General features: G+C 69.4%; 20 protein-coding genes and 2 pseudogenes. 11 read left to right on the top strand and 11 right to left on the bottom strand.

Annotated features, from left to right (window positions below; translation table 11 throughout):
* Positions 1–46: 46 nt before the first annotated feature.
* The 3 genes from OG299_RS41785 to OG299_RS41795 form a co-directional block, all read right to left on the bottom strand.
* A complete protein-coding gene (locus tag OG299_RS41785; RefSeq protein ID WP_327364892.1) occupies positions 47–1,585 on the bottom strand; it encodes a C40 family peptidase in 1,539 nt (512 codons plus the stop codon).
* A gap of 208 nt (positions 1,586–1,793) precedes the next feature.
* Positions 1,794–2,063: a hypothetical protein gene (locus OG299_RS41790; protein ID WP_266637116.1), complete on the bottom strand. Its 270-nt coding sequence runs from the start codon at positions 2,061–2,063 to the stop codon at positions 1,794–1,796.
* An 11-nt stretch (positions 2,064–2,074) separates the two neighbouring features.
* Positions 2,075–2,329: a hypothetical protein gene (locus OG299_RS41795; protein ID WP_327364893.1), complete on the bottom strand. Its 255-nt coding sequence runs from the start codon at positions 2,327–2,329 to the stop codon at positions 2,075–2,077.
* Positions 2,330–2,641: 312 nt separating this feature from the next.
* Between OG299_RS41795 and OG299_RS41800 the strand changes: the two genes are divergently transcribed.
* Entirely contained in the window at positions 2,642–3,634 is a 993-nt protein-coding gene (locus OG299_RS41800; protein ID WP_266637120.1) for a helix-turn-helix transcriptional regulator, read from the top strand.
* Between the two features lie 219 nt (positions 3,635–3,853).
* Here OG299_RS41800 and OG299_RS41805 read toward each other — a convergent pair whose 3' ends face one another.
* Positions 3,854–4,468, bottom strand: coding sequence for a PadR family transcriptional regulator (locus OG299_RS41805; RefSeq protein WP_327364894.1), 615 nt, complete (start codon positions 4,466–4,468; stop codon positions 3,854–3,856).
* 100 nt (positions 4,469–4,568) lie between these two features.
* On the opposite strand from OG299_RS41805, the gene OG299_RS41810 reads away from it, so the two are divergent.
* Positions 4,569–5,030, top strand: coding sequence for a hypothetical protein (locus tag OG299_RS41810; RefSeq protein ID WP_327364895.1), 462 nt, complete (start codon positions 4,569–4,571; stop codon positions 5,028–5,030).
* Positions 5,027–6,235, top strand: a complete 1,209-nt coding sequence (locus OG299_RS41815) for an FAD-dependent oxidoreductase (protein ID WP_327364896.1) — start codon at positions 5,027–5,029, stop codon at positions 6,233–6,235. Before OG299_RS41810 ends, OG299_RS41815 begins: the two co-directional genes overlap by 4 nt.
* Before the next feature lie 91 nt (positions 6,236–6,326).
* On the opposite strand, the gene OG299_RS41820 is transcribed toward OG299_RS41815, so the two are convergent.
* Entirely contained in the window at positions 6,327–6,788 is a 462-nt protein-coding gene (locus tag OG299_RS41820) for a PPOX class F420-dependent oxidoreductase (RefSeq protein ID WP_266637169.1), read from the bottom strand.
* 66 nt (positions 6,789–6,854) lie between these two features.
* A pseudogene (locus OG299_RS41825) lies at positions 6,855–7,532 on the bottom strand (DUF6207 family protein); the annotation flags it as partial.
* On the opposite strand from OG299_RS41825, the gene OG299_RS41830 reads away from it, so the two are divergent.
* The 3 genes from OG299_RS41830 to OG299_RS41840 all read left to right on the top strand — a co-directional run bounded on the left by OG299_RS41830 (position 7,483) and on the right by OG299_RS41840 (position 8,659).
* On the top strand, positions 7,483–7,701 hold the full coding sequence (locus OG299_RS41830) for a hypothetical protein (protein ID WP_327365015.1): 219 nt from the start codon (positions 7,483–7,485) through the stop codon (positions 7,699–7,701). The pseudogene OG299_RS41825 and the gene OG299_RS41830 sit on opposite strands and share 50 nt — an antisense overlap.
* Before the next feature lie 167 nt (positions 7,702–7,868).
* Positions 7,869–8,057: a hypothetical protein gene (locus OG299_RS41835; protein ID WP_327364897.1), complete on the top strand. Its 189-nt coding sequence runs from the start codon at positions 7,869–7,871 to the stop codon at positions 8,055–8,057.
* Between the two features lie 17 nt (positions 8,058–8,074).
* Complete coding sequence (locus tag OG299_RS41840) at positions 8,075–8,659, top strand: hypothetical protein (RefSeq protein WP_327364898.1); 585 nt, start codon at positions 8,075–8,077, stop codon at positions 8,657–8,659.
* A 238-nt stretch (positions 8,660–8,897) separates the two neighbouring features.
* On the opposite strand, the gene OG299_RS41845 is transcribed toward OG299_RS41840, so the two are convergent.
* Positions 8,898–9,239, bottom strand: a complete 342-nt coding sequence (locus OG299_RS41845; protein ID WP_327364899.1) for a HopJ type III effector protein — start codon at positions 9,237–9,239, stop codon at positions 8,898–8,900.
* A 276-nt stretch (positions 9,240–9,515) separates the two neighbouring features.
* Here OG299_RS41845 and ligA point away from each other — a divergent pair, with 276 nt between their 5' ends.
* Positions 9,516–11,582 carry an NAD-dependent DNA ligase LigA gene (gene ligA, locus OG299_RS41850; protein WP_327364900.1) on the top strand — a complete coding sequence of 689 codons (2,067 nt, stop codon included), beginning with the start codon at positions 9,516–9,518 and terminating at the stop codon, positions 11,580–11,582.
* A 231-nt stretch (positions 11,583–11,813) separates the two neighbouring features.
* On the opposite strand, the gene OG299_RS41855 is transcribed toward ligA, so the two are convergent.
* A complete protein-coding gene (locus OG299_RS41855; protein WP_266637135.1) occupies positions 11,814–12,317 on the bottom strand; it encodes a MarR family winged helix-turn-helix transcriptional regulator in 504 nt (167 codons plus the stop codon).
* Between the two features lie 189 nt (positions 12,318–12,506).
* Between OG299_RS41855 and OG299_RS41860 the strand changes: the two genes are divergently transcribed.
* Entirely contained in the window at positions 12,507–13,637 is a 1,131-nt protein-coding gene (locus OG299_RS41860; RefSeq protein WP_327364901.1) for an NADH:flavin oxidoreductase, read from the top strand.
* 319 nt (positions 13,638–13,956) lie between these two features.
* On the opposite strand, the gene OG299_RS41865 is transcribed toward OG299_RS41860, so the two are convergent.
* Entirely contained in the window at positions 13,957–14,328 is a 372-nt protein-coding gene (locus tag OG299_RS41865; RefSeq protein WP_327364902.1) for a hypothetical protein, read from the bottom strand.
* 273 nt (positions 14,329–14,601) lie between these two features.
* The gene (locus OG299_RS41870; protein ID WP_327364903.1) at positions 14,602–14,850 is read right to left on the bottom strand and encodes a hypothetical protein; all 249 of its coding nucleotides are present in this window, start codon (positions 14,848–14,850) and stop codon (positions 14,602–14,604) included.
* Between the two features lie 190 nt (positions 14,851–15,040).
* Here OG299_RS41870 and OG299_RS41875 point away from each other — a divergent pair.
* The 3 genes and pseudogenes from OG299_RS41875 to OG299_RS41885 form a co-directional block, all read left to right on the top strand.
* Positions 15,041–15,262: pseudogene (locus tag OG299_RS41875) on the top strand (helix-turn-helix domain-containing protein); the annotation flags it as partial.
* 558 nt (positions 15,263–15,820) lie between these two features.
* Complete coding sequence (locus OG299_RS41880; protein WP_327364904.1) at positions 15,821–16,654, top strand: PIG-L family deacetylase; 834 nt, start codon at positions 15,821–15,823, stop codon at positions 16,652–16,654.
* 576 nt (positions 16,655–17,230) lie between these two features.
* On the top strand, positions 17,231–17,422 hold the full coding sequence (locus OG299_RS41885) for a hypothetical protein (RefSeq protein WP_327364905.1): 192 nt from the start codon (positions 17,231–17,233) through the stop codon (positions 17,420–17,422).
* 70 nt (positions 17,423–17,492) lie between these two features.
* On the opposite strand, the gene OG299_RS41890 is transcribed toward OG299_RS41885, so the two are convergent.
* On the bottom strand, positions 17,493–18,074 hold the full coding sequence (locus OG299_RS41890; RefSeq protein WP_327364906.1) for an NADAR family protein: 582 nt from the start codon (positions 18,072–18,074) through the stop codon (positions 17,493–17,495).
* Positions 18,075–18,106: the final 32 nt, after the last annotated feature.

Raw genomic sequence — 18,106 nt, forward strand, 5'->3', positions numbered from 1 at the left:
CGATGCTCCGGGGGGACGGTGCAGTCCCCCCGGAACACGGGGTCGACTACTCGAAGGAGAGGGAGCCCTGGCCGGGCTGGCTGAGGTAGTTCTGCCAGCCGGAGGAGAGGGGGAGGTTGGCGCCGAAGCTGGTGCCGGAGCCGAGGTGGGTGGCGACGGTGCCGTCGGTGCCCTGGATGATCAGGTCGGCCTTGCCGTCGCCGTTGATGTCCGCGTAGTAGAGCCGGCCTTGGCCGGGCTGGCTGAGGTAGTTCTGCCACCCGGAGGACAGGGGGAGGTTGGCGCCGAAGCTGGTGCCGGAGCCGAGGTGGGTGGCGATTGTCCCGTCGGTGCCCTGGATGACCAGGTCGGCTTTGCCGTCGCCGTTGATGTCGGGGAAGGACAGGCGGCCTTGGCCGGGCTGGCTGAGGTAGTTCTGCCACCCGGAGGACAGGGGGAGGTTGGCGCCGAAGCTGGTGCCGGAGCCGAGGTGGGTGGCGATTGTCCCGTCGGTGCCCTGGATGACCAGGTCGGCTTTGCCGTCGCCGTTGATGTCGGGGAAGGACAGCCGGCCCTGGCCGGGCTGGCCGAGGTAGTTCTGCCAGCCCGAGGAGATCGGGACGCTCGCACCGAAGCTGGTGCCGGATCCGTTGTTGAAGCGGACGCCGAGCGTGCCGTCGGTGCCGAGGACGAGCAGGTCCTTCTTTCCGTCGCCGTTGATGTCGGCGTAGTACAGCCGGCCCTGACCCGCGCCGCCGAGGTAGTTCTGCCAGCCGGCGCTGACCGTGGTGCTCGCACCGAAGCTCGTTCCGGAACCGGGCCGGAGTCCGATCGTCCCATCCGTGCTCAACACCATCAGATCGGCCTTGCCGTCACCGGTGATGTCCGCGCGGCTGCTGGTGTCCTGGATGTTGTCGTAGCGGCGGGGGCTGAAGGTGCCGTGGCCGCTGTAGTAGGGGTAGGGGATGCTGTGGCGGACTGCGCCGCTGCTGCCGGACTCCTCCAACGCGTCGTACGTGGAGTGATCGGAGCTGGTCCATCCGTTGAAGATGACGACATGGCCGCTGGCGCCCGAGTCGGGGTTGAGGAGGATGTCGCCCGGCTTGAGGGACTCCTTCGCGATGGAGGAGGTGTAGTTCAGCAGGGTGCCGGTGGTCTCACCCCAGTTGGTCCCGCTGGAGGCGTTCAGGTGCCAGGCCATGGAGACGAAGCCGGAGCAGTCAGTTCGGTACTTGCCGTTGGAGTCCGTGCGGTAGCTGGTCATGCTGTACGGCACGCCTGCGTCGACCCATGACTGGGCCCGGTCGATGACCTCCGCCCGGCTGATGCTGCCGCCTGCCGAGGAATCCGCGGCCAGAGTGGCGAAGGAACCGACAGCTGCGGGTGCCGCGACCTTCCCCGAACTGGCGGCTGCGGCCAGCTGCGCCGCCGAGGCGGTCGTCGGGTTGGGAACGGTCGGGGTGAAGTGGGTCAGAAAGCCCGGGTTCGCCGTGCTGGACGCGGCGGCGGACGGCGTCGGGGTATCGGCGACGGCTTGGCCGAGCGTCGCGGCGGTGACCGCGCCGGCAACCGCTATGGACAGGGCGAGGCGACTGATCATGCGCATGTCAGAATCCTTGGTGAGAGCAAGCAGCGGAGGTTCTCCGGGTACCGGAGATCCAAGAGGCGGAACTGCAAAGAGAGTGGGAGGGATCGCTGTCCTGCAGGTGCAGCGATCCGGAGGATCGTGAACGCCGGGAGAGGGGGCGCGATGCGCCCTCCTGGAGCGAGGCCGTGGCGCGGAGTCCCGGCCTTCGGCTTCAGCCCGCGGGACGTCAGTCGGAAGTGGGCCCGACGACGTATCCGAGGCGGCCGATGGGGGCTTCGGCGTTCGACAGGAGACCGTGGGCCCGGTCCGCCGCGACGGCTTCGGTTTCGGCACGGACGAACAGGGCGAGCGAAACACCGTGCGGCACGGCGCGGGCGCGGATGTGTTCCACGGCGTGGTCCGCGTGGGCGTACGCCCAGAGGAGGTCCTGTATCAGGTGGGCGTCCGTATGGGTGCCCGCGCTACCGGCCGCGCTGAGAAGGTGAGCTTGGACCAATCGCAACAGCCTCAGTCCCAACCGATGCCGTCGCCGAGGGATGCGCCGGTGGGCGCCCCGACCGACGCCCCGACGCTGTCCCATCCGATGCCGCCGCCAAGCGGCCGACCGGACGCGGTCGCCGTCACGGTGGACACCGGCTTGCCGTCCCAGCCGATCCCCGTGAGGCCGGTGGCGAATGCTCTGTTCAGCGCGACGGGTGCAGCAAGCGCGGACAGCGTCAGCGCAAGGGCGGCAGGAGCGAGCAAGCGAGTGGTCCAAGACATGGCGGTCCCCCGGGATGGCCGTGCGGCGATGAGGTGGAGTGCGACGCGTGACGAGTGACGAGTGCGGATCAGCGGCCAGGTGGCCCGGTGGGATCCGTGCTCCCCGCCGCCCTTCTGGTGAGCACCATCCTGTTCGAGCGAACCGTCGTCCGGAAGGCGTTCATTCTGGCAGCATGCGGCTTGACCGCATGCTGCCAAGTCGCCCTGAGCAACTGATGGTTCGCGTGCGCTTGTGGTTCACTTCCGCGCCCTGAGATGATCTCGCAGCAGACGGCACCTTGGTCTGTTCGATGCAGCTGGGGGGCTGAACGCATGCTGGAGTTCTTAGGGTTGGACAGTCGTACAGAGGCGGTCTACCAGGAGATGCTCGCCAGACCTGCCGGCGGAGTGGCCGAGCTGTGCGAGCTGCTGGGCCTGCCGGAGAGCACGGTCAGGGGATGCCTGGACCAGCTCGCCGATCTGCAGCTGCTGCGATCCTCGCGGGACGACCCCGGCGCGTTGCGGGTAGTCAGCCCGGAGCGCGGACTGGAACTGATCCTGCGCCGTCAGGAGGACGAGCTCCTGCGCCGCCAGCAGGAACTGGCGCGCGGCAAGGCGGCCGCGGCGCGGGTCGTGGCCGAGTACGCCTCCTTGCACCCCGACGCCTCTGCCGGTGCCGGTGCCACGGAACGGCTGGTCGGGCTCGACGCCATCCAGGCGAAGCTCGAAGTGCTCACGGAGGCGCTCACCCAGGAGTGCCTGTCCGTCATGCCGGGTGCCGCCCAGTCCCAGGCCAGCCTCGACGCGTCACGCCCGCTGGACGAAGAGGCGATGGGCCGCGGAGTCAGCATCCTGACGCTCTATCAGGACAGCGCGAGAAACGACCCGGCGACGTACGCCTATGCCCGGTGGATGACGGACCAGGGCGGAATGGTCCGCACCTGTCCCGTCCTGCCGCCCCGCCTCCTCGTCTTCGACCGCGAAGTCGCCATCGTGCCCCTCGATCCGTCCAACAGCCGTCTGGGCGCGCTGTGCACCAGAGAGCCTGGCATCGTGGCCTCCCTCGTCGCCCTCTTCGAACAGACCTGGCACACCGCCGTCCCCCTCGGCACTGCCCAGCCGCAGGGCACCCACACAGGTCTCACCCCCGGCGAGCAGGAACTGCTGAGGCTCCTCGCTGCCGGAATGACCGACGATAACGCCGGTAAACGCCTCGGCATCTCCGTGCGCACTGTCCGCAGGCAGATGGCCGCGCTCATGGAACGCCTCAATGCCTCCAGCCGCTTCGAAGCGGGACTGAAAGCCGCCCAGAACGGCTGGCTCTGACGAGGGCACGTCTTCTCGCGGGCTTGTTCTCTCGGGGGCCTCACCGGCAAGATCCCCTGGCCCGCGGGCCAGGGGATCTTCACTGTCACATCCTTCACGACCCCTACAGGCGATGTCCGTTGCCGGGTCCGAAGGTCACAGAAGTGAGACGAGCGGCCGGGGTTTGACCGCGCGAGAGCGCAAAGCCTCAGGCCGTCCCCGGAACCTCCGGGGGCGGGCTCACTGATGCACCGGACCTGCCGCGAGGGCGTCGAGCTGATCCTTCGACCACGCGAGCCCGCCGGCTCGCAGGTCTTCGACCACCGCGCGCACCCACTCCAGCTCCGCGGCCGTTACGGCTCGCAGGTACTCGGTCTCCAGGCGGGTGATGCGCGGCAGCCCCTGATCCGCCTCTGCGGCCAGTGCCGCTTCCAGTCCGTCGAGCTTCTCCGCGAGTGCGACGGCCCGTCGCTCCAGTACGTTCGCCATTTCTTCCGGCGTGAGCAGCAGCAGATTTGACAGGGCGGCCGGGAACTCCGGGAATTCCTGTTTGGGCGCGGAGAGCATCTCCTCCAGCCAGGCGCGGGCGGTCTCGCGCCCCGCGTCGGTGACCTCGTACACGGTCCGCTCGGGGTACTGCTGATCGCGCTCTGTCTCGCGGACCGCGATCAGCCCGTCGCCATTGAGTCGCTCGATCGTGCGGTAGAGGCTCGCACGCTGCCTGACGTTGACGACCTGTTCCTTGCCCCAGTCCTTGACCAGGCGCTGGATGCCGTACGGGTGCAGCGGCTTGTAGTGCAGCAGAGCCAGGACGGTCAGGGCGAGGGGCGAGCTGCGGGGAGCAGATGAAGTCATGGACTCCATTTTAGCCCCGGAAGAACTAGTTGACGCGCCACTAGTTGCAGTGCAACTATCAAAGGGTCAGCGCAACGCCGCCCAGAAAGGAACCACCGACATGTCCCTCACCGAGCGCATCCACTGCGACCACGGCCTCGTCAAGCACCTGGGAAGCTGGACCGAGGCCGGCCGCTTCGCGGTCAAGGCCCGCCATGGGGCCGCAGTCCTCGACCTGCGTTCCCCCTACCTCCCCGACGACATCGAGATTCACCTCGACATGGACCGGGCCATGGTCAAGCTGCTCGTCGACGACAGCACCGCCATCGACCACTGGAACCTGAGGTGGACCGCCCGCGGCAAGATCAAGGACTCCCGGCCTTCATCCAGCAGCGACAAGGAGACCGGCCGCCGCATCCATCTGTCCGGCTCCGCGACGAACAGCGAGATCCGCATCCACCGCGGTGGCATCGCGATCCTGTCGGCGATGTTCTCCCGTGCATACGTCCAGGACGTGCGCCGCGCCCACGAGACCGGCGGCGTACCGACGATCGACGACCCGACCAGGAGGCACCAGTCATGACCCGCACCGGCAAAGCCCGCACAGCGCTCATCATCGGCGGCGGTATCGCGGGCCCCGTCGCCGCGATGGCCCTCCACCGCGCAGGTATCGAGGCCGCCGTCTACGAGGCGTACGACTCCACGGCCGACGGGGCCGGAGGCGGCATGACCATCGCCCCGAACGGCCAGAACGCCCTCGACGCGATCGGCGCGGGCGACCTCGTCCGCGCCATCGGCACACCGGTCACCGCCATGGGCCTCCGGAGCTGGACGGGCAAGGACCTCGCACAGTTCGCCCCGCCCTCCCGCCTCCCGTCGCTGCAGTTCGTCTGGCGCGCCGATCTCTACCGTGCGATCTACGACGAGGCGGAGCGCCGCTCGGTACCCATCCACCACGGCAAGCGGCTGACCGACACGACGGACACCGACTCCGGCGTCACCGCGCACTTCGCGGACGGTACGCAGGCCAGCGCCGACATCCTGATCGGCGCCGACGGCATCCGCTCAACGGTCCGCCCCCTCATCGACCCGGTCGCGCCACAGCCGAACTACGCCGGCCTGGTCTGCTTCGGAGCCCGGATGCACCAATCCGGACTTCCTTCCACCAACGGCGTCATGTACATGTGCTTCGGCAAGCGCGCCTTCTTCGGCTACCAGGTCTTCGACGACTCCTCGGCGGTGTGGTTCGTCAACCTGCCCCACGTCCTCCCGATGACAGTCGCCGAGGCCCAGGCGATCGGCACGAAGGAGTGGATGCGTACCCTGCAGACCGCCTTCGCCGACGACCGCACCCCCGCCCTCGAGATGATCAGCCGCACCGACCCCCGCCAGCTCCTCATCACCGGCCCGATGGAGAACATGCCAAGGGTCCCGACCTGGACCCGCGACCGCATGACCCTGATCGGCGACGCGGCCCACGCCGCCTCGTCCAGCTCCGGGCAGGGCGCCTCCATCGCCGTCGAAAGCGCCGTCGAACTGGCGCGCTGCCTCAGGGACCTGCCCTACGGCCAGGCTTTCTCGACGTACGAACAACTGCGCCGCCCCCGCGTCGAACGCATCATCAAACTCGGCGCCCGCACGAACAGCAACAAGACCGCGGGCCCGGTCGGCCGCGTACTGCGCGACCTCGTGATGCCGGCGACCATGAAGCTGATCAACCCGGAGAAGATGGCCTGGCAGTTCGACCACCACATCGACTGGAACGCGAAGGCAGCCCCGCTCACCTGAACTCCAGCCCGTCCATGGCCGCAATGCCCGGGAAGTGGACGTGTGGGGGACCGCCCGTGAGACGCGAGCATCTGCGCTGGTCAGCGTCGCGCTAGCGCTCTTTGATGTCCAAGGCCGTCCCGTACAGCCGCTCCACCCTCAACCGAATGACGATCCTGCGCTCGGCGACCACCTGCTTGAAGAATGCGTTTTCACCCTCCGGCTTCGCGGCCGTTGGGATCATCGCGAGCAGTTCCCGCCCGACTGCGTCGCCGGGAACCGTCGTGATCTCGGACGCCTCCGCCGCACCCTCGGCGACAGCGAACGACCAAACGTCGCCCCCCTGCACATGCAGCGCCGCGCGCGGGTTGCGCTGCAGATGCTTGACTTTGATGCGGTCGGCCGTGGTGGACAGCCGCACGATGCGGGCCTCGGGGTCCCAGCTGTAGAGCATGGTGGTCAGGTGCGGATGGCCACTTTGCTTGACAGTGGCGAGGGTCCCGAACTGCTGCCCGGCGAGTAGGGCGGAGAGGGCTTCGTCGGACAGGGAGCGAGGCGCTGGTCCTTGAGTCATGCTGTGATCAACCTCCGTGAACTCCCCGGCATTCCAAGCCCTCTTGTGCCCTACCTTCCGGGTCCGGGCAGCCGGCTCACTGGGATCCCGGCGCACCGGGACCATGCCCGAGGTACCCCACCACCCCTCCAGCGAGGTCATGACGGCTCGGACGGTGTCCTCGTCCCTGCCGGTGATGCCCAGCACCACCAGTCCAGGCTCTGCGATGTGCTGCTCGTCGATCTGCTCGATCTCCCCACCGACGACGAAGTACCAGAGAGAGGTTCGCCCAAGACCATAGATCCACCCGCAAGAGCGAGCGGCACCCGAGACGCGCGGCCTGCCCGCCGTGACGGTTCCGTCAGAGCTGAACCGGCCGTGCGGGGAGGTGGCCGGTAGCCGGCAAGCACTGGGGAAGCCGGCCGGAGAGGGCCGGCACCTGTCCTCCCACTTCGCCCAGGCCCGCCGCGGACCACAAGCGAAGGGCTTCCTGTCATGTCCTGGATCGGGAAGCGCACCGCGCCCCGTGGGGACGCCGACGATCCTCACTGGCCGGCTGCCACTGGAGGCTTCGGTGACGGTCATCCGCTGAGCTTGGAGCCGTGAATCGGTCCGATTGCCTTGGCCTATAGGGAAGTTGGCCGATGTTCGCCCTGCTTTCGTGGGTAAAGTGTTGAGGCTGTCGCAGTCTGGCGTCAGTAGGGGGAGGGGAAGCATGGGCCAGCTGGCACGGGTTCCACTGGACGGCGGCGGCTCGATTCTCATCGAGGCCACAGACGAGAAGATCGCCCGGGTGAAGGCAAGCCGGATCGGCGACACGATCCACGACCTGCCGACGAACAGCCGACGGCATCACGCGAAGGGGGCGTCCGTCGCCTTCATCGCCGCGCCGGCCAGGGTGAGCCCGGTGGCGCTGGGGTCGGCGGTGGGCTAAACGGCCTGGCAGCGAGAAAGCCCGCGCTGTGGAAGCCGTCACCCACTGTCTGCGCCTTCGCATTCGTGGGACCTGGGGCCGAGACTCTTCCATTCCAGGCCCGTCCGGGCCATCGGGGCGTTCATCCTTGCGCCGGCCTGGAGCATCTGTTCGACCTGGAGGGATATGTGACCTCCCAGCAGTTCTACGCGCGGACGTTGCCCGACGCTTTGGCGCTGCTCAACCAGTTGGCCCCGACGCTTCAGGCGCTGGCCATCACAGACCAGATCCTTCGGTACGAGCCCAAGACCATGTCGTGCTTGCCGACCTCCTCGACACCTTTCACGGGCGCCGCCGGCCACATCATCGAACGCTGACAGGAAGGAAGGCCAACGTGAGCCAGCACGCCATTGCGTACGTACACAGCAGGAACATCGCCGATGAGAAGGCCCGGCGGGTGTTCCTGGCCGTCGCCGAGCAGAGCAAGGGGGAGGGCGACATCCTCGGCCTGAACCTGTGGGACGCCGACATCCCCGCACTCGCCCAACGGGCCGGCCTCGGCCCGGACGAGTTCCGCCGCCAGCTGCGCACGCTCAAGCAGCACGTGCGGATGGACGTCCTCGAGCACTCCGACGGCCTGTGGGAGATCGTCTACGGGCCGACGTACACCCAGCCGCCCCGGCCCCGGCCAGTGACCCCCGACGCGCTCCGGGCCGGTCCGCAGGCGTTCTGGATGCCGGGCTGGGACCACTACAGCAGCTGGGGCTACGACGAAGGACTGGACTGCCTGTACGCCCAGCTCTTCGCGAACCAGGACGACCGCGATGCCGCGCCCCGCATCTGGATCACCCCGCCCGGGTATCAGGTCCGCACCGTCGATGAACTCGCGGCGGCCATCGCCGAGGCCCTCACCCCGTACGTACCGGTGCCGGTGCCGGCCGAAGTCATCAAGTCCTGGCTGACCACCCCGCCACGCTGAGCGCGCCCAGGCGCCCTCTCCTACACGGTGTGCCCTGCCATGGCCGACGCCGAGCGCGCCCTGCCCGCCGGCTCCCACCAGGCGCGGCGGGACATCCTCAACCGCCGCCTCAACGCCTTTGGGAAGGCAAGGGCTACGCAGCCCGTATGACGCTGCGGGCGGCGACCGCGGCACGAGGCGAGGCCTCCAGAAACGGGGTGGTGGTCGTGACCTTTGGTGCTCGCCCGGATTTCGCTGTTCAGCTCTTGCGTGCCAACGGTTGGCCGGCGAAGCTCACCCCTGCCAGGCCATGGGCCATGAGGTTGCGAATGTTGCCGTGATCAGTGTCGTTCGGCGTCGCCAGCACACTGCGATAGTGCTCACCGAATGCCAGCAGCGCCTCTTGGTCGCTCAGCCCTTCCAGCAGGGCCAGTCCCAGCGTCTTGCAGGAACCCTCGTTCGCACCTGCGGCATTTTCCAGTTCCCCGTTGCGGAACGCCTGCGGCTGATACTCGTAATGCGCGGCGACGAAGGCCAAGGTGTTGGCGAACTCGTGCTCACCTGACGCAAGGCTTGCCCGCAGCGAGTTCAGATCAGTCATGGTGGTTCCCCTGGGTTGAACAGACGATCCCGTTGCCGTCCGTGACCGGACGACAATAACCCCCTTGAGGCCGGCCGGTAATGAGCGGCATCTCCGCAGGTCACGATGTGCGCCTGTGCGATTCGCCGAGAGCCGGTTCCGGGCCGGGCGATCGGCCGCGAGGGCCGTGCTGATCAGCAGGCTGTTGCCGTTCCCGCCCCGTTCCGCAGGGCGGCTCGGTTGCGTGCCGCGGCACGGCGGGGTCGGGCGGCCGCGTTGTCAGTGCGGGGCAGCATGATGACCTGCATGACCGAAAACAGTGCCCTGCTCTCTCCTGCCGCCTACGTGGAGGCCGTGACCACTGCCGTGACGGCGTCGGCCGCGTACTACGGCGACGGGACCACCCCGCTCGGTGATGACGAGTACGACGGGCTGCTGCGCGCCATCGCGGCCTACGAGGAGGCCCACCCGGACGAGGCGCTTGCCGAATCGCCGACCGGGAAGGTGGCGGGCGGGGCCGTACAGGGTGACGTGCCGCACTCGGTGCCGATGCTCTCCCTCGACAACGTCTTCGACGCCGACGAGCTCGCCGAGTGGGCCGCAGGGCTGGAACGGCGTCTCGGGCACCCTGTGGCCGGGTGGTGTGTGGAGCCGAAGCTCGACGGCCTCGCGGTGGCCGCCCGGTACCGGGGTGGTCGGCTCGTTCAGGTCCTCACCCGCGGCGACGGCTTGGCCGGCGAGGACATCACCCACGCCGCCGACGCCGTCCTCGGTCTGCCGCCGCTCCTCACCAAGCCGATCGACGTCGAGTTGCGCGGCGAGGTGCTGCTGACGACCGCGCAGTTCGAGGAGGCCAACCGGATCCGGCTCGCCCACGAGGCCACGCCCTTCGCGCACCCGCGCAGCGGGGCGGCCGGCACGCTGCGGGCCAAGGACCGCCCCTACCGGATCGAGTTGACCTTCTTCGCCTACAGCGCGATCGGCCTGGACGACCTCGGCCACGTGGCTCTGCTGGAGAACCTGGCCGCGCTCGGCGCGAACACGGCCGCCGGTACGGCCGTCGCCCCGATGCGATGCGAGACCGTGGAGCAGGTGCAGGAACGAATCGACGTGATCGCCGGCCTGCGCGGAGACCTGCCGTTCGGGATCGACGGTGTCGTCGTCAAGGCCGACACGGCCGAGGACCAGCGGCAGGCCGGCAGCGGCTCGCGCGCCCCGAGGTGGGCGGTGGCCCGGAAACTGGCGGCCGAACACAAGGTGACGCGCCTGCTGGCGGTGGAGTGGAACGTCGGCCGGACCGGGATCATCGCCCCGCGCGCTGTCCTGGAGCCCGTGGTCATCGACGGGGTGACGGTCACCTACGCCACGCTTCACAATCCGTCCGACATCACCCGTCGCGGGCTCATGATCGGCGACCAGGTGTTCGTGTACCGGGCCGGCGACGTGATCCCCCGGGTCGAGGCACCGCTGGTCGACCAGCGCACCGGCGCCGAGAGCCCGATCGTCTTCCCCGAGGCGTGCCCCCGCTGTGGCGACGCGATCGACACCTCCGAGCAGCGGTGGCGGTGCGTGCGCGGCCGGAGCTGTCAGGCCGTGGCCTCGGTGATCTACGCGGCCGGCCGGGACCAGCTCGACATCGAAGGTCTCGGCGGCACGCGCGCGATCCAGCTGGTGGAGGCCGGTCTGGTCAAGGACGTCGCCGACCTGTTCACGCTGACCCGCGAGCAGCTCCTCGGTCTGGAGCGGATGGGTGAGACCAGCGCCGCCAACCTCCTGGCCGCGATCGAGACCGCCCGCGGGGCCGCATTGAGCCGCGTGTTCTGCGCCCTTGGTGTCCGCGGCACCGGGCGCACGATGTCCCGCCGGATCGCCGCGTACTTCGGCTCGATGGCCGCGATCCGGGCCGCCGACGCGGACACGCTGGCCGGGGTCGACGGCATCGGCTCCGAGAAGGCCCGCGTCATTGCGGCCGAACTCGTCGAACTCGCCCCGCTTCTCGACAGACTCGAGGCCCAGCAGGTCGGCACGCAGGTCACCGAGCCGCAGAAGCCCGCGACCGACGCGAACGACGACGAGGACGCGAACGACGGCGGGGGCTCGGCGGGCGGCCCACTGGCCGGACAGGCCGTCGTGGTGACCGGAGCCATGACCGGCCCCCTTGCGGTGTTGTCCCGCAACGAGATGAACGAGCTGATCGAGCGGGCCGGCGGAAAGGCATCGTCGTCGGTGTCCAAGCGCACCACCCTCGTGGTGGCGGGCGAGAAGGCCGGCTCCAAGCGCACCAAGGCCGAAGAACTGGGCATCCGCATCCTCGACCCCGAGGAATTCGCCGTCCTCGTCGCCGCTCTCCTCCCCACCACCTAGCCATCGCAGCCCGCCGGCCCTCGGCACGGCCCCCGGCCCGTCGATCACATGGCCGTCATCCGGTTCCGGTGTCCCGGTACGTCAACTGCTGCCCGGGCTGTTGGCTGCCTTGGCCGGGCACGGCACGGACCGGATCGCGGCGACCGGGCCATGGTCCGTGAGCAGCAGGCGGCGCGGGCGTTTCCACGGGATGGACCGCGGGCGTTCCTACAGGGTGGGAGTCGCGGGTTCCTACGTGGCTCGCGGCGTGGATTCCTGCGGGACCGGCGGGTGGCATGCGGCGCGGGTGTCGTCTTCCTCCGTGCGCGGCCAGAATCGTCCTTCGAGGGCCTCGGCGCTGCGGTTGAGCCGGACCAGGACGTCCTCCAGCTCCCGTACCTCCTCAGGGGACCAGTCGGCGACCACCCGGGCCAGGCAGGACTGGTTGACCTCACGATCTCCGGCGAGACGGCGCCCGCCTTCCACGGTGATGCGCAGCTTGCGGGCCATGCCGCCGTCCGGGTCCGCGACGCGCTCGGCCAGTCCGCAGCGCAGCAGTGCGGCCGTCTGGCGGTTCACGGTCGAGGTGTCGAGCCCGAAGGCCTCTGCCAACTGCCCGATGGACATGGGGCCTTGTGTTTCGATCCGGCTGAGCAACAGGTACGCCGACCGCTCCAGGCGTTCGGGGTCGCGCTCGCGCCGGGCAAGCACCTGGTGCCGCGAGAGCAGCATCAGCTCCCGCTCCAGTTTCTCCATCACTGCGCCTCCCGCTCCTTCCGGCGCTCCATTATCGCCGACCTGTGGACCGGCGGAGCCCTGCCGGGGTGGTCTGCGGACGGCTCCGCGCGACGGCCGAGCCGCGGAGATATGCATAATACATAGCATGTGTATTATGCACTCCTCGTTGTCACCCTGACGAGCCACAGCTCAACCCGGAGGACCCGCATGACCGTCACCACGTCCACCGCCTCCCGCGCGGCCGAGATCCTGTCCCGGCCCGTCACGCTGAACGGCCTGACCGTCCCCAATCGCATCGCGATGGCTCCGATGACGCGGATGTTCTCGCCCGGCGGCGTGCCCGGCGAGGACGTGCAGGCGTACTACGCCAGCCGGGCCGCCGCGGGTGTGGGCTTGATCGTCACCGAGGGCACCTACGTCGGCCACGAGTCCGCCGGGCAGAGCGACCGGGTGCCGCGGTTCCACGGCGAGGACCAGCTGGCGGGGTGGGCGAAGGTCGCCGCCGCCGTGCACGAGGTGGGCGGCACGATCGTGCCTCAGCTGTGGCACATAGGCATGGTGCGCAAGCAGGGCGAGGCACCGTACGCCGACGCGCCCGCCGTCGGCCCCTCCGGCGTCCGCGTCGACGGCACCGAGGGGACCGGCAAAGCGATGACCCGCGCCGACCTCGACGACGTCATCGGCGCGTTCGCCGACGCCGCTGCGGAGGCCGAGCGGATCGGCTTCGACGGAGTCGAACTGCACGGCGCCCACGGCTACCTGCTCGACCAGTTCCTCTGGGAGCGGACCAACCGCCGCACCGACGCCTACGGCGGCAATGCGGTGGCCCGTACGAAGTTCGCCGCGGAGATCGTGGCCGCGATCCGCGAGCGCGTCCCGGCCGACTTCCCGGTGATCTTCCGCTACTCGCAGTGGAAGCAGGAGGCCTACGACGCCCGGCTCGCGCAGACTCCGGAGGAGCTGGAGGCGATCCTGGCCCCGCTGGCGGAGGCCGGCGTCGACGCGTTCCACGCCTCCACCCGGCGCTACTGGCTCCCGGAGTTCGAGGGCTCGGACCTGAACCTGGCGGGCTGGACCAAGAAGCTCACCGGCCGGCCGACCATCACCGTCGGCTCGGTCGGCCTCGACGGCGACTTCCTCCGCGCCTTCGTCGGCGAGGGTGCAGCGCTCGGCGACATCGACAACCTCCTGGACCGTATGGAACGGGACGAGTTCGACATGGTCGCTGTCGGCCGGGCGCTGCTCCAGGACCCGCACTGGGCGGCGAAGGTCCTCGGCAACCGCTTCGACGAGCTGAAGCCCTACGACGCGGCGGCGCTCAGGTCGCTCAGCCGGTAGCCGTCCGGACGGCCGGTCCGAGGACGCCCCGTGACGCCGATCCGCCGACGTCACGGGGCGTTCGCGCGCCGGTCAAAGACCGTCGAGCCTCGCCATCGGCCCGGCCCGGCCCGGCTCGCCGCTCCGCGGCGGGTCCGCAGCGGCAGCCGACCGCCCTGTCCGCCCCGGCGGCCACGAGGTGGGGCCACCAGACGGGGAGAGTCGGGTACCGCGATCGGTATGGCCGGGCGGCGACGGACGAACCTCCCGCCCGAGCCCGGATGCCCTTCCCGGAAGGTGTGCAGGCGTCGCCGACCGGTCCTGTACTTCCCCCCGCCGGTCACGGCGCAGACAGGCGGCGGGCGGTAAGCCTGCCGTCGGGGGTGAGGGTGAAGGCGGTGGGATCCATCATGCTGGTCACACTGGCCGTCTTCCCATAAGCCCGCAGAGTGAGATCCTCGGCCTTGCCGAGGTGGACGTCGGCCTCGGCCGCGTCGCCCCACCTGTTGAGACGCACGTGCGTCGACCAGCCCTCGATCCCCCCGTCGGTCCAAGGCCCCCAGCTGCGCTCCGGCAGGAGCCCGGACGCGCGGCCCTCCCGGACAGCGATCACGGCCCCGGCCGACAGCAGCACCATGATGACGGCGACGAGGGCGAGGCGGGGAACGCGGGCAGGAGTACGAGGGCGGGTGCTACGGAACGAGAGCGGCACGGCGGTTCTCCTGTCAGACAGCCGGTCGAAACCGCCGAGAGGCGGCGTTCGCCCGGGGAGAGGCAGACCGCAACGGAGGCGTTCCCTCCTCTGCCTCCCCTTCCCCCTACCGAAACCCGGAACAAGCCACTCCCGTCATCCGCAGCCCCCACCGCCTTCAGCAGCCCCATCTACCGCTCTTGGGCCGCCTGCTCCCGCGCCGGTGGGCCGCCTGCGCAAGGCCCAGGTCGCCTCAGGGCCACGCACCGGCCAGCACCACGGCAACGATCTCTTCTACGGGCCTGGCCTTTTGCCGAGTTCGCCGGCGCTGGGCCGGTCGGCTGGATCGTCCAGCAGTACGGGCAGCAGGACGCTCTGAAGGTCGGGCCAGGGCCGGCCGGCCGTGACGGAGACGCGGCCGGTGGCGATGTGCTGGCGGAGCTCATGTGGGCTCCAGGTCTTCCGGTTGATCCCGGTGGCCTGGTAGCCCAGCGGCCACCTCCCGGTGGTGCAGGCACAGATGCTCCCGGCGAGGGCGTACACATCGGCGGCCGAGGTAACGGCGACGGGCTTGTCTTCTCACATCTGGATCGACCCTGGGATTTTGACCCACCACCACGCATGCCCAGGACCGGAGGGGCAACGGCTCACACCCGCCTCTGCAGCACCTGCCCCCGCCACAACGCCCCGTCCGACCGCAGCACCTCGAACTCCAGGGTCGCGGTGAAACCCAACCGTCCATTCCTGGATCCGACGACGCCGCCTGGAGCAGTGTCGTGCCGACCTCGCCCGCCCCGACGCCGGCGCCGACCGAGTACAGATCATCGCGGCCCTCTGGGGCTTCAGCGGGCCGTCGGTCTTCAGCCGGGCCTTCCGCGAAGCGTACGGATTCAGCCCCAGCGAATTCCGTGCGCTGAATGCCGGGAAGTCGGGCGCTGAGGGTTGGCGACAGTGAGTCCGGCCAGTGGGGCGGCCGCCTGACCTCGACATCGCCTGCCCGCAGGGGCAACCTTCCGGGACCGCTCTCAGCGCGGCGATCCGAGGCCGCACTCACTCGGTCTGGGGCTCGGTCGACGCATGGTGGCGCCCGCCCCGGCCGTCGCCTTCTACGCCTCAACCGAGAGCGCCGACGGCCACCGTGGAGCATCGAGGCCGGCCTTCCCGGGCCTGCGGTGAGCACGGTCAGGCTGCCCAGGGTTTCCGAGGTCCAGCCGGTGAGCACGTCGGTGCGCATGGTGGTGTCCTTCTCCTACGTCGTGATGGAGGCGGAGGATGAAGGGCCCGCGTGCTTCGGCGTCGACGCCGTAGTGGGCGGGGGTCATGCCGATGCCGAGGAAAGCCAAGCAGCGTGCCGGGAACAGCCGGTCCGGCCGGCATCGTTGCATCGACCGGGGGTCTGGCGCTGCGGGGGTGGGAACAATGTCATCCGCCCCGGCAGGATCCGGCCTCCCGGGATCGCGGAACGACCGCCGCGCACTCGGACCAACACATGTCTCTGCAGGAGGACTCCTTCATGACTGACCGGCCCTTGACGCTCATGGCAGTGCATGCCCACCCCGACGACGAGGCCACGGGAACTGGAGGAGTCCTCGCGCGGTACGCGGCAGAGGGTATCCGCACGGTTCTTGTGACGTGTACCGACGGCGGTTGTGGTGACGGGCCGGGGGGTGTCAAGCCCGGTGATCCCGGGCACGATCCGGCGGCCGTCGCCTCGATGCGCCGACAAGAACTCGAGGCGAGCTGCGAGGTCCTGAATGTCACTGATCTGGAGATGCTGGACTATGCCGACTCCGGGATGATGGGCTGGCCGAGCAACGACGCCCCTGGATCTTTCTGGAAGACCCCCGTGGAAGAAGGCGCTGCCCGGCTCGCGGCCCTCATGCGGCACTACCGGCCCGATGTGGTCGTCACCTATGACGAGAACGGCTTCTACGGCCACCCCGACCACATCCAGGCCCACCGCATCACGATGGCGGCGCTCGAGATGACCGAGCTGACACCGAAGGTGTACTGGACGACGATGCCGCGTTCGGCGATGGAGCGGTTCGGCAAGATCATGCGCGAGTTCCATGAGGACATGCCGGAGCAGGATCCTGCCGAGGCCGCCGCGCTGGCCGAGATCGGCCTCCCCGACGATGAGATCACCACGTGGGTGGACACCACCGCGTTCAGCGGTCAGAAGTTCGACGCGCTGGCCGCACACGCCAGTCAGGGCGAGAACATCTTCTTCCTCAGGATGGGCAAGGAGCGGTTCGGTGAGTTGATGGGCATGGAGACCTTCGTACGTGTCCAGGACGCTACCGGCGCGGCCGTGCCCGAGAACGATCTCTTCACCGGCCTGCGCTGACCCGACCGTCCGGCCGGGCCCCGTCGGGCGCCGCAAACTGCGGATGCACGACGTGAGGTGCCTGCTGCGGCCTGTCTCGTCGTCGGGTACGAGGGCGATCCCCTCGACCCCCTGTTCAGCGACGCCCCGACCGACCCTGACTGACTCGCCTATCGGACCGGATCGGTGTCGGGGCGGCCAGCGATCCGCAGCCCTGACCGCTGCCTGCCGGCCAGCGGCGAGCGGTCAGAGTTCAGTGAGATCGGTCAAAGTTGAGACAGGACACCCCGTTCCGGGTCTGCTCGCCGGATCCGCCGGCCTACGGCAGGATCATGCGGATCGGCATCGGGGGGAAGGGCGGGATCAGTCAGGGGTCACTGCCACTCAGGGAGTGAAGCTCACAGCGCGGTGTGAGGACTGCGGTGGCGAGCTGGTCCGCGACGCCGGTCAGTTCATCGACCGGGCCGACTTCAGCGGGGTGTCGAAGCGGGCTGCCAGGGCTGTGCGGCCGGGTGGTGCGAGACGAGTGAGGGGCCAGCTCCCGATGAGGTCAGGCAGGCTCTGCTGATCGAGCACGGGGCTGTCCGGCTCCGACTCGTGGATGCGGGCGCGAGTCTCGTCTCCGTGCTGCGGGCCCTGAGCGAGACGCAGCCTCTCTCCCTAGGCGAGGCACGACGGGCGGCCGCCGACCTGGCCGGAGCGGGCCTGATGGGCACGGCGGTTGAGATGGCGTACCTCGCCGAGCGCCTGCGCGGCCGAGCCGTCAACGTGCTCGTCGAGGACCTGTGAGCGACGCCGCCACGCCGGGAGGAGTGCCGGCGTCCCGTCTCCCTGAGGGACGACCGGTACCGCGGTCCGCCTACAGCACCGGCATCCCGGATCGGTGCATGTGGAGTTCGGAGCGGACGAGCTCGAGGAGCCGGCCGAGCCAGTTGCGGCCCCGGCCGCCGCTCTCACCCCAGAAGCTCGAGTACACGTCCTCGTAGAGCAGGGTGGCGTCGTTCGTCGCCAGCAGGATCTCGGCCAGCTCGGGATGTTGGTCGTACTTGGCTCGGAGCAAGCTGGTCATGACGGCGGTACGGGCGTGCTCCCAGCCATTGCGCCGCGGCGCGTCGGCAGCGATCTCCTGTGCGGCGGCTCCGGAATCCGCCGTCGCGACCGCGTCGTGGTCCTCCTGGCGCGCGAGCGACAGGGCCCAGTAGGCGTGTGCGACCGAGGGGTAGCTGACCTCGCCTATCGAGATCGGTGCGGGGTAGTCGTTGCGCAGACCGCGCAGGCCTGGGTCCGTCGCCCGCTCCTCCGCCGCGAAGGGGGGCAGGTAGACCGCCGGAGTGTCGAACTGACCTCCGCGTTGGGGGAGGCCCGATCCGATCTCGATGCCGCGAGGGAGGCCAACCGGGACCTGACCAGAGCCCTGAACCAACGAAGCTGAGTCAGTCACCGACCCGGATCGTCAGCACGCGAGGCGATCCG

It is taken from the genome of Streptomyces sp. NBC_01296 (assembly GCF_035984415.1).
Taxonomy (GTDB): domain Bacteria; phylum Actinomycetota; class Actinomycetes; order Streptomycetales; family Streptomycetaceae; genus Streptomyces.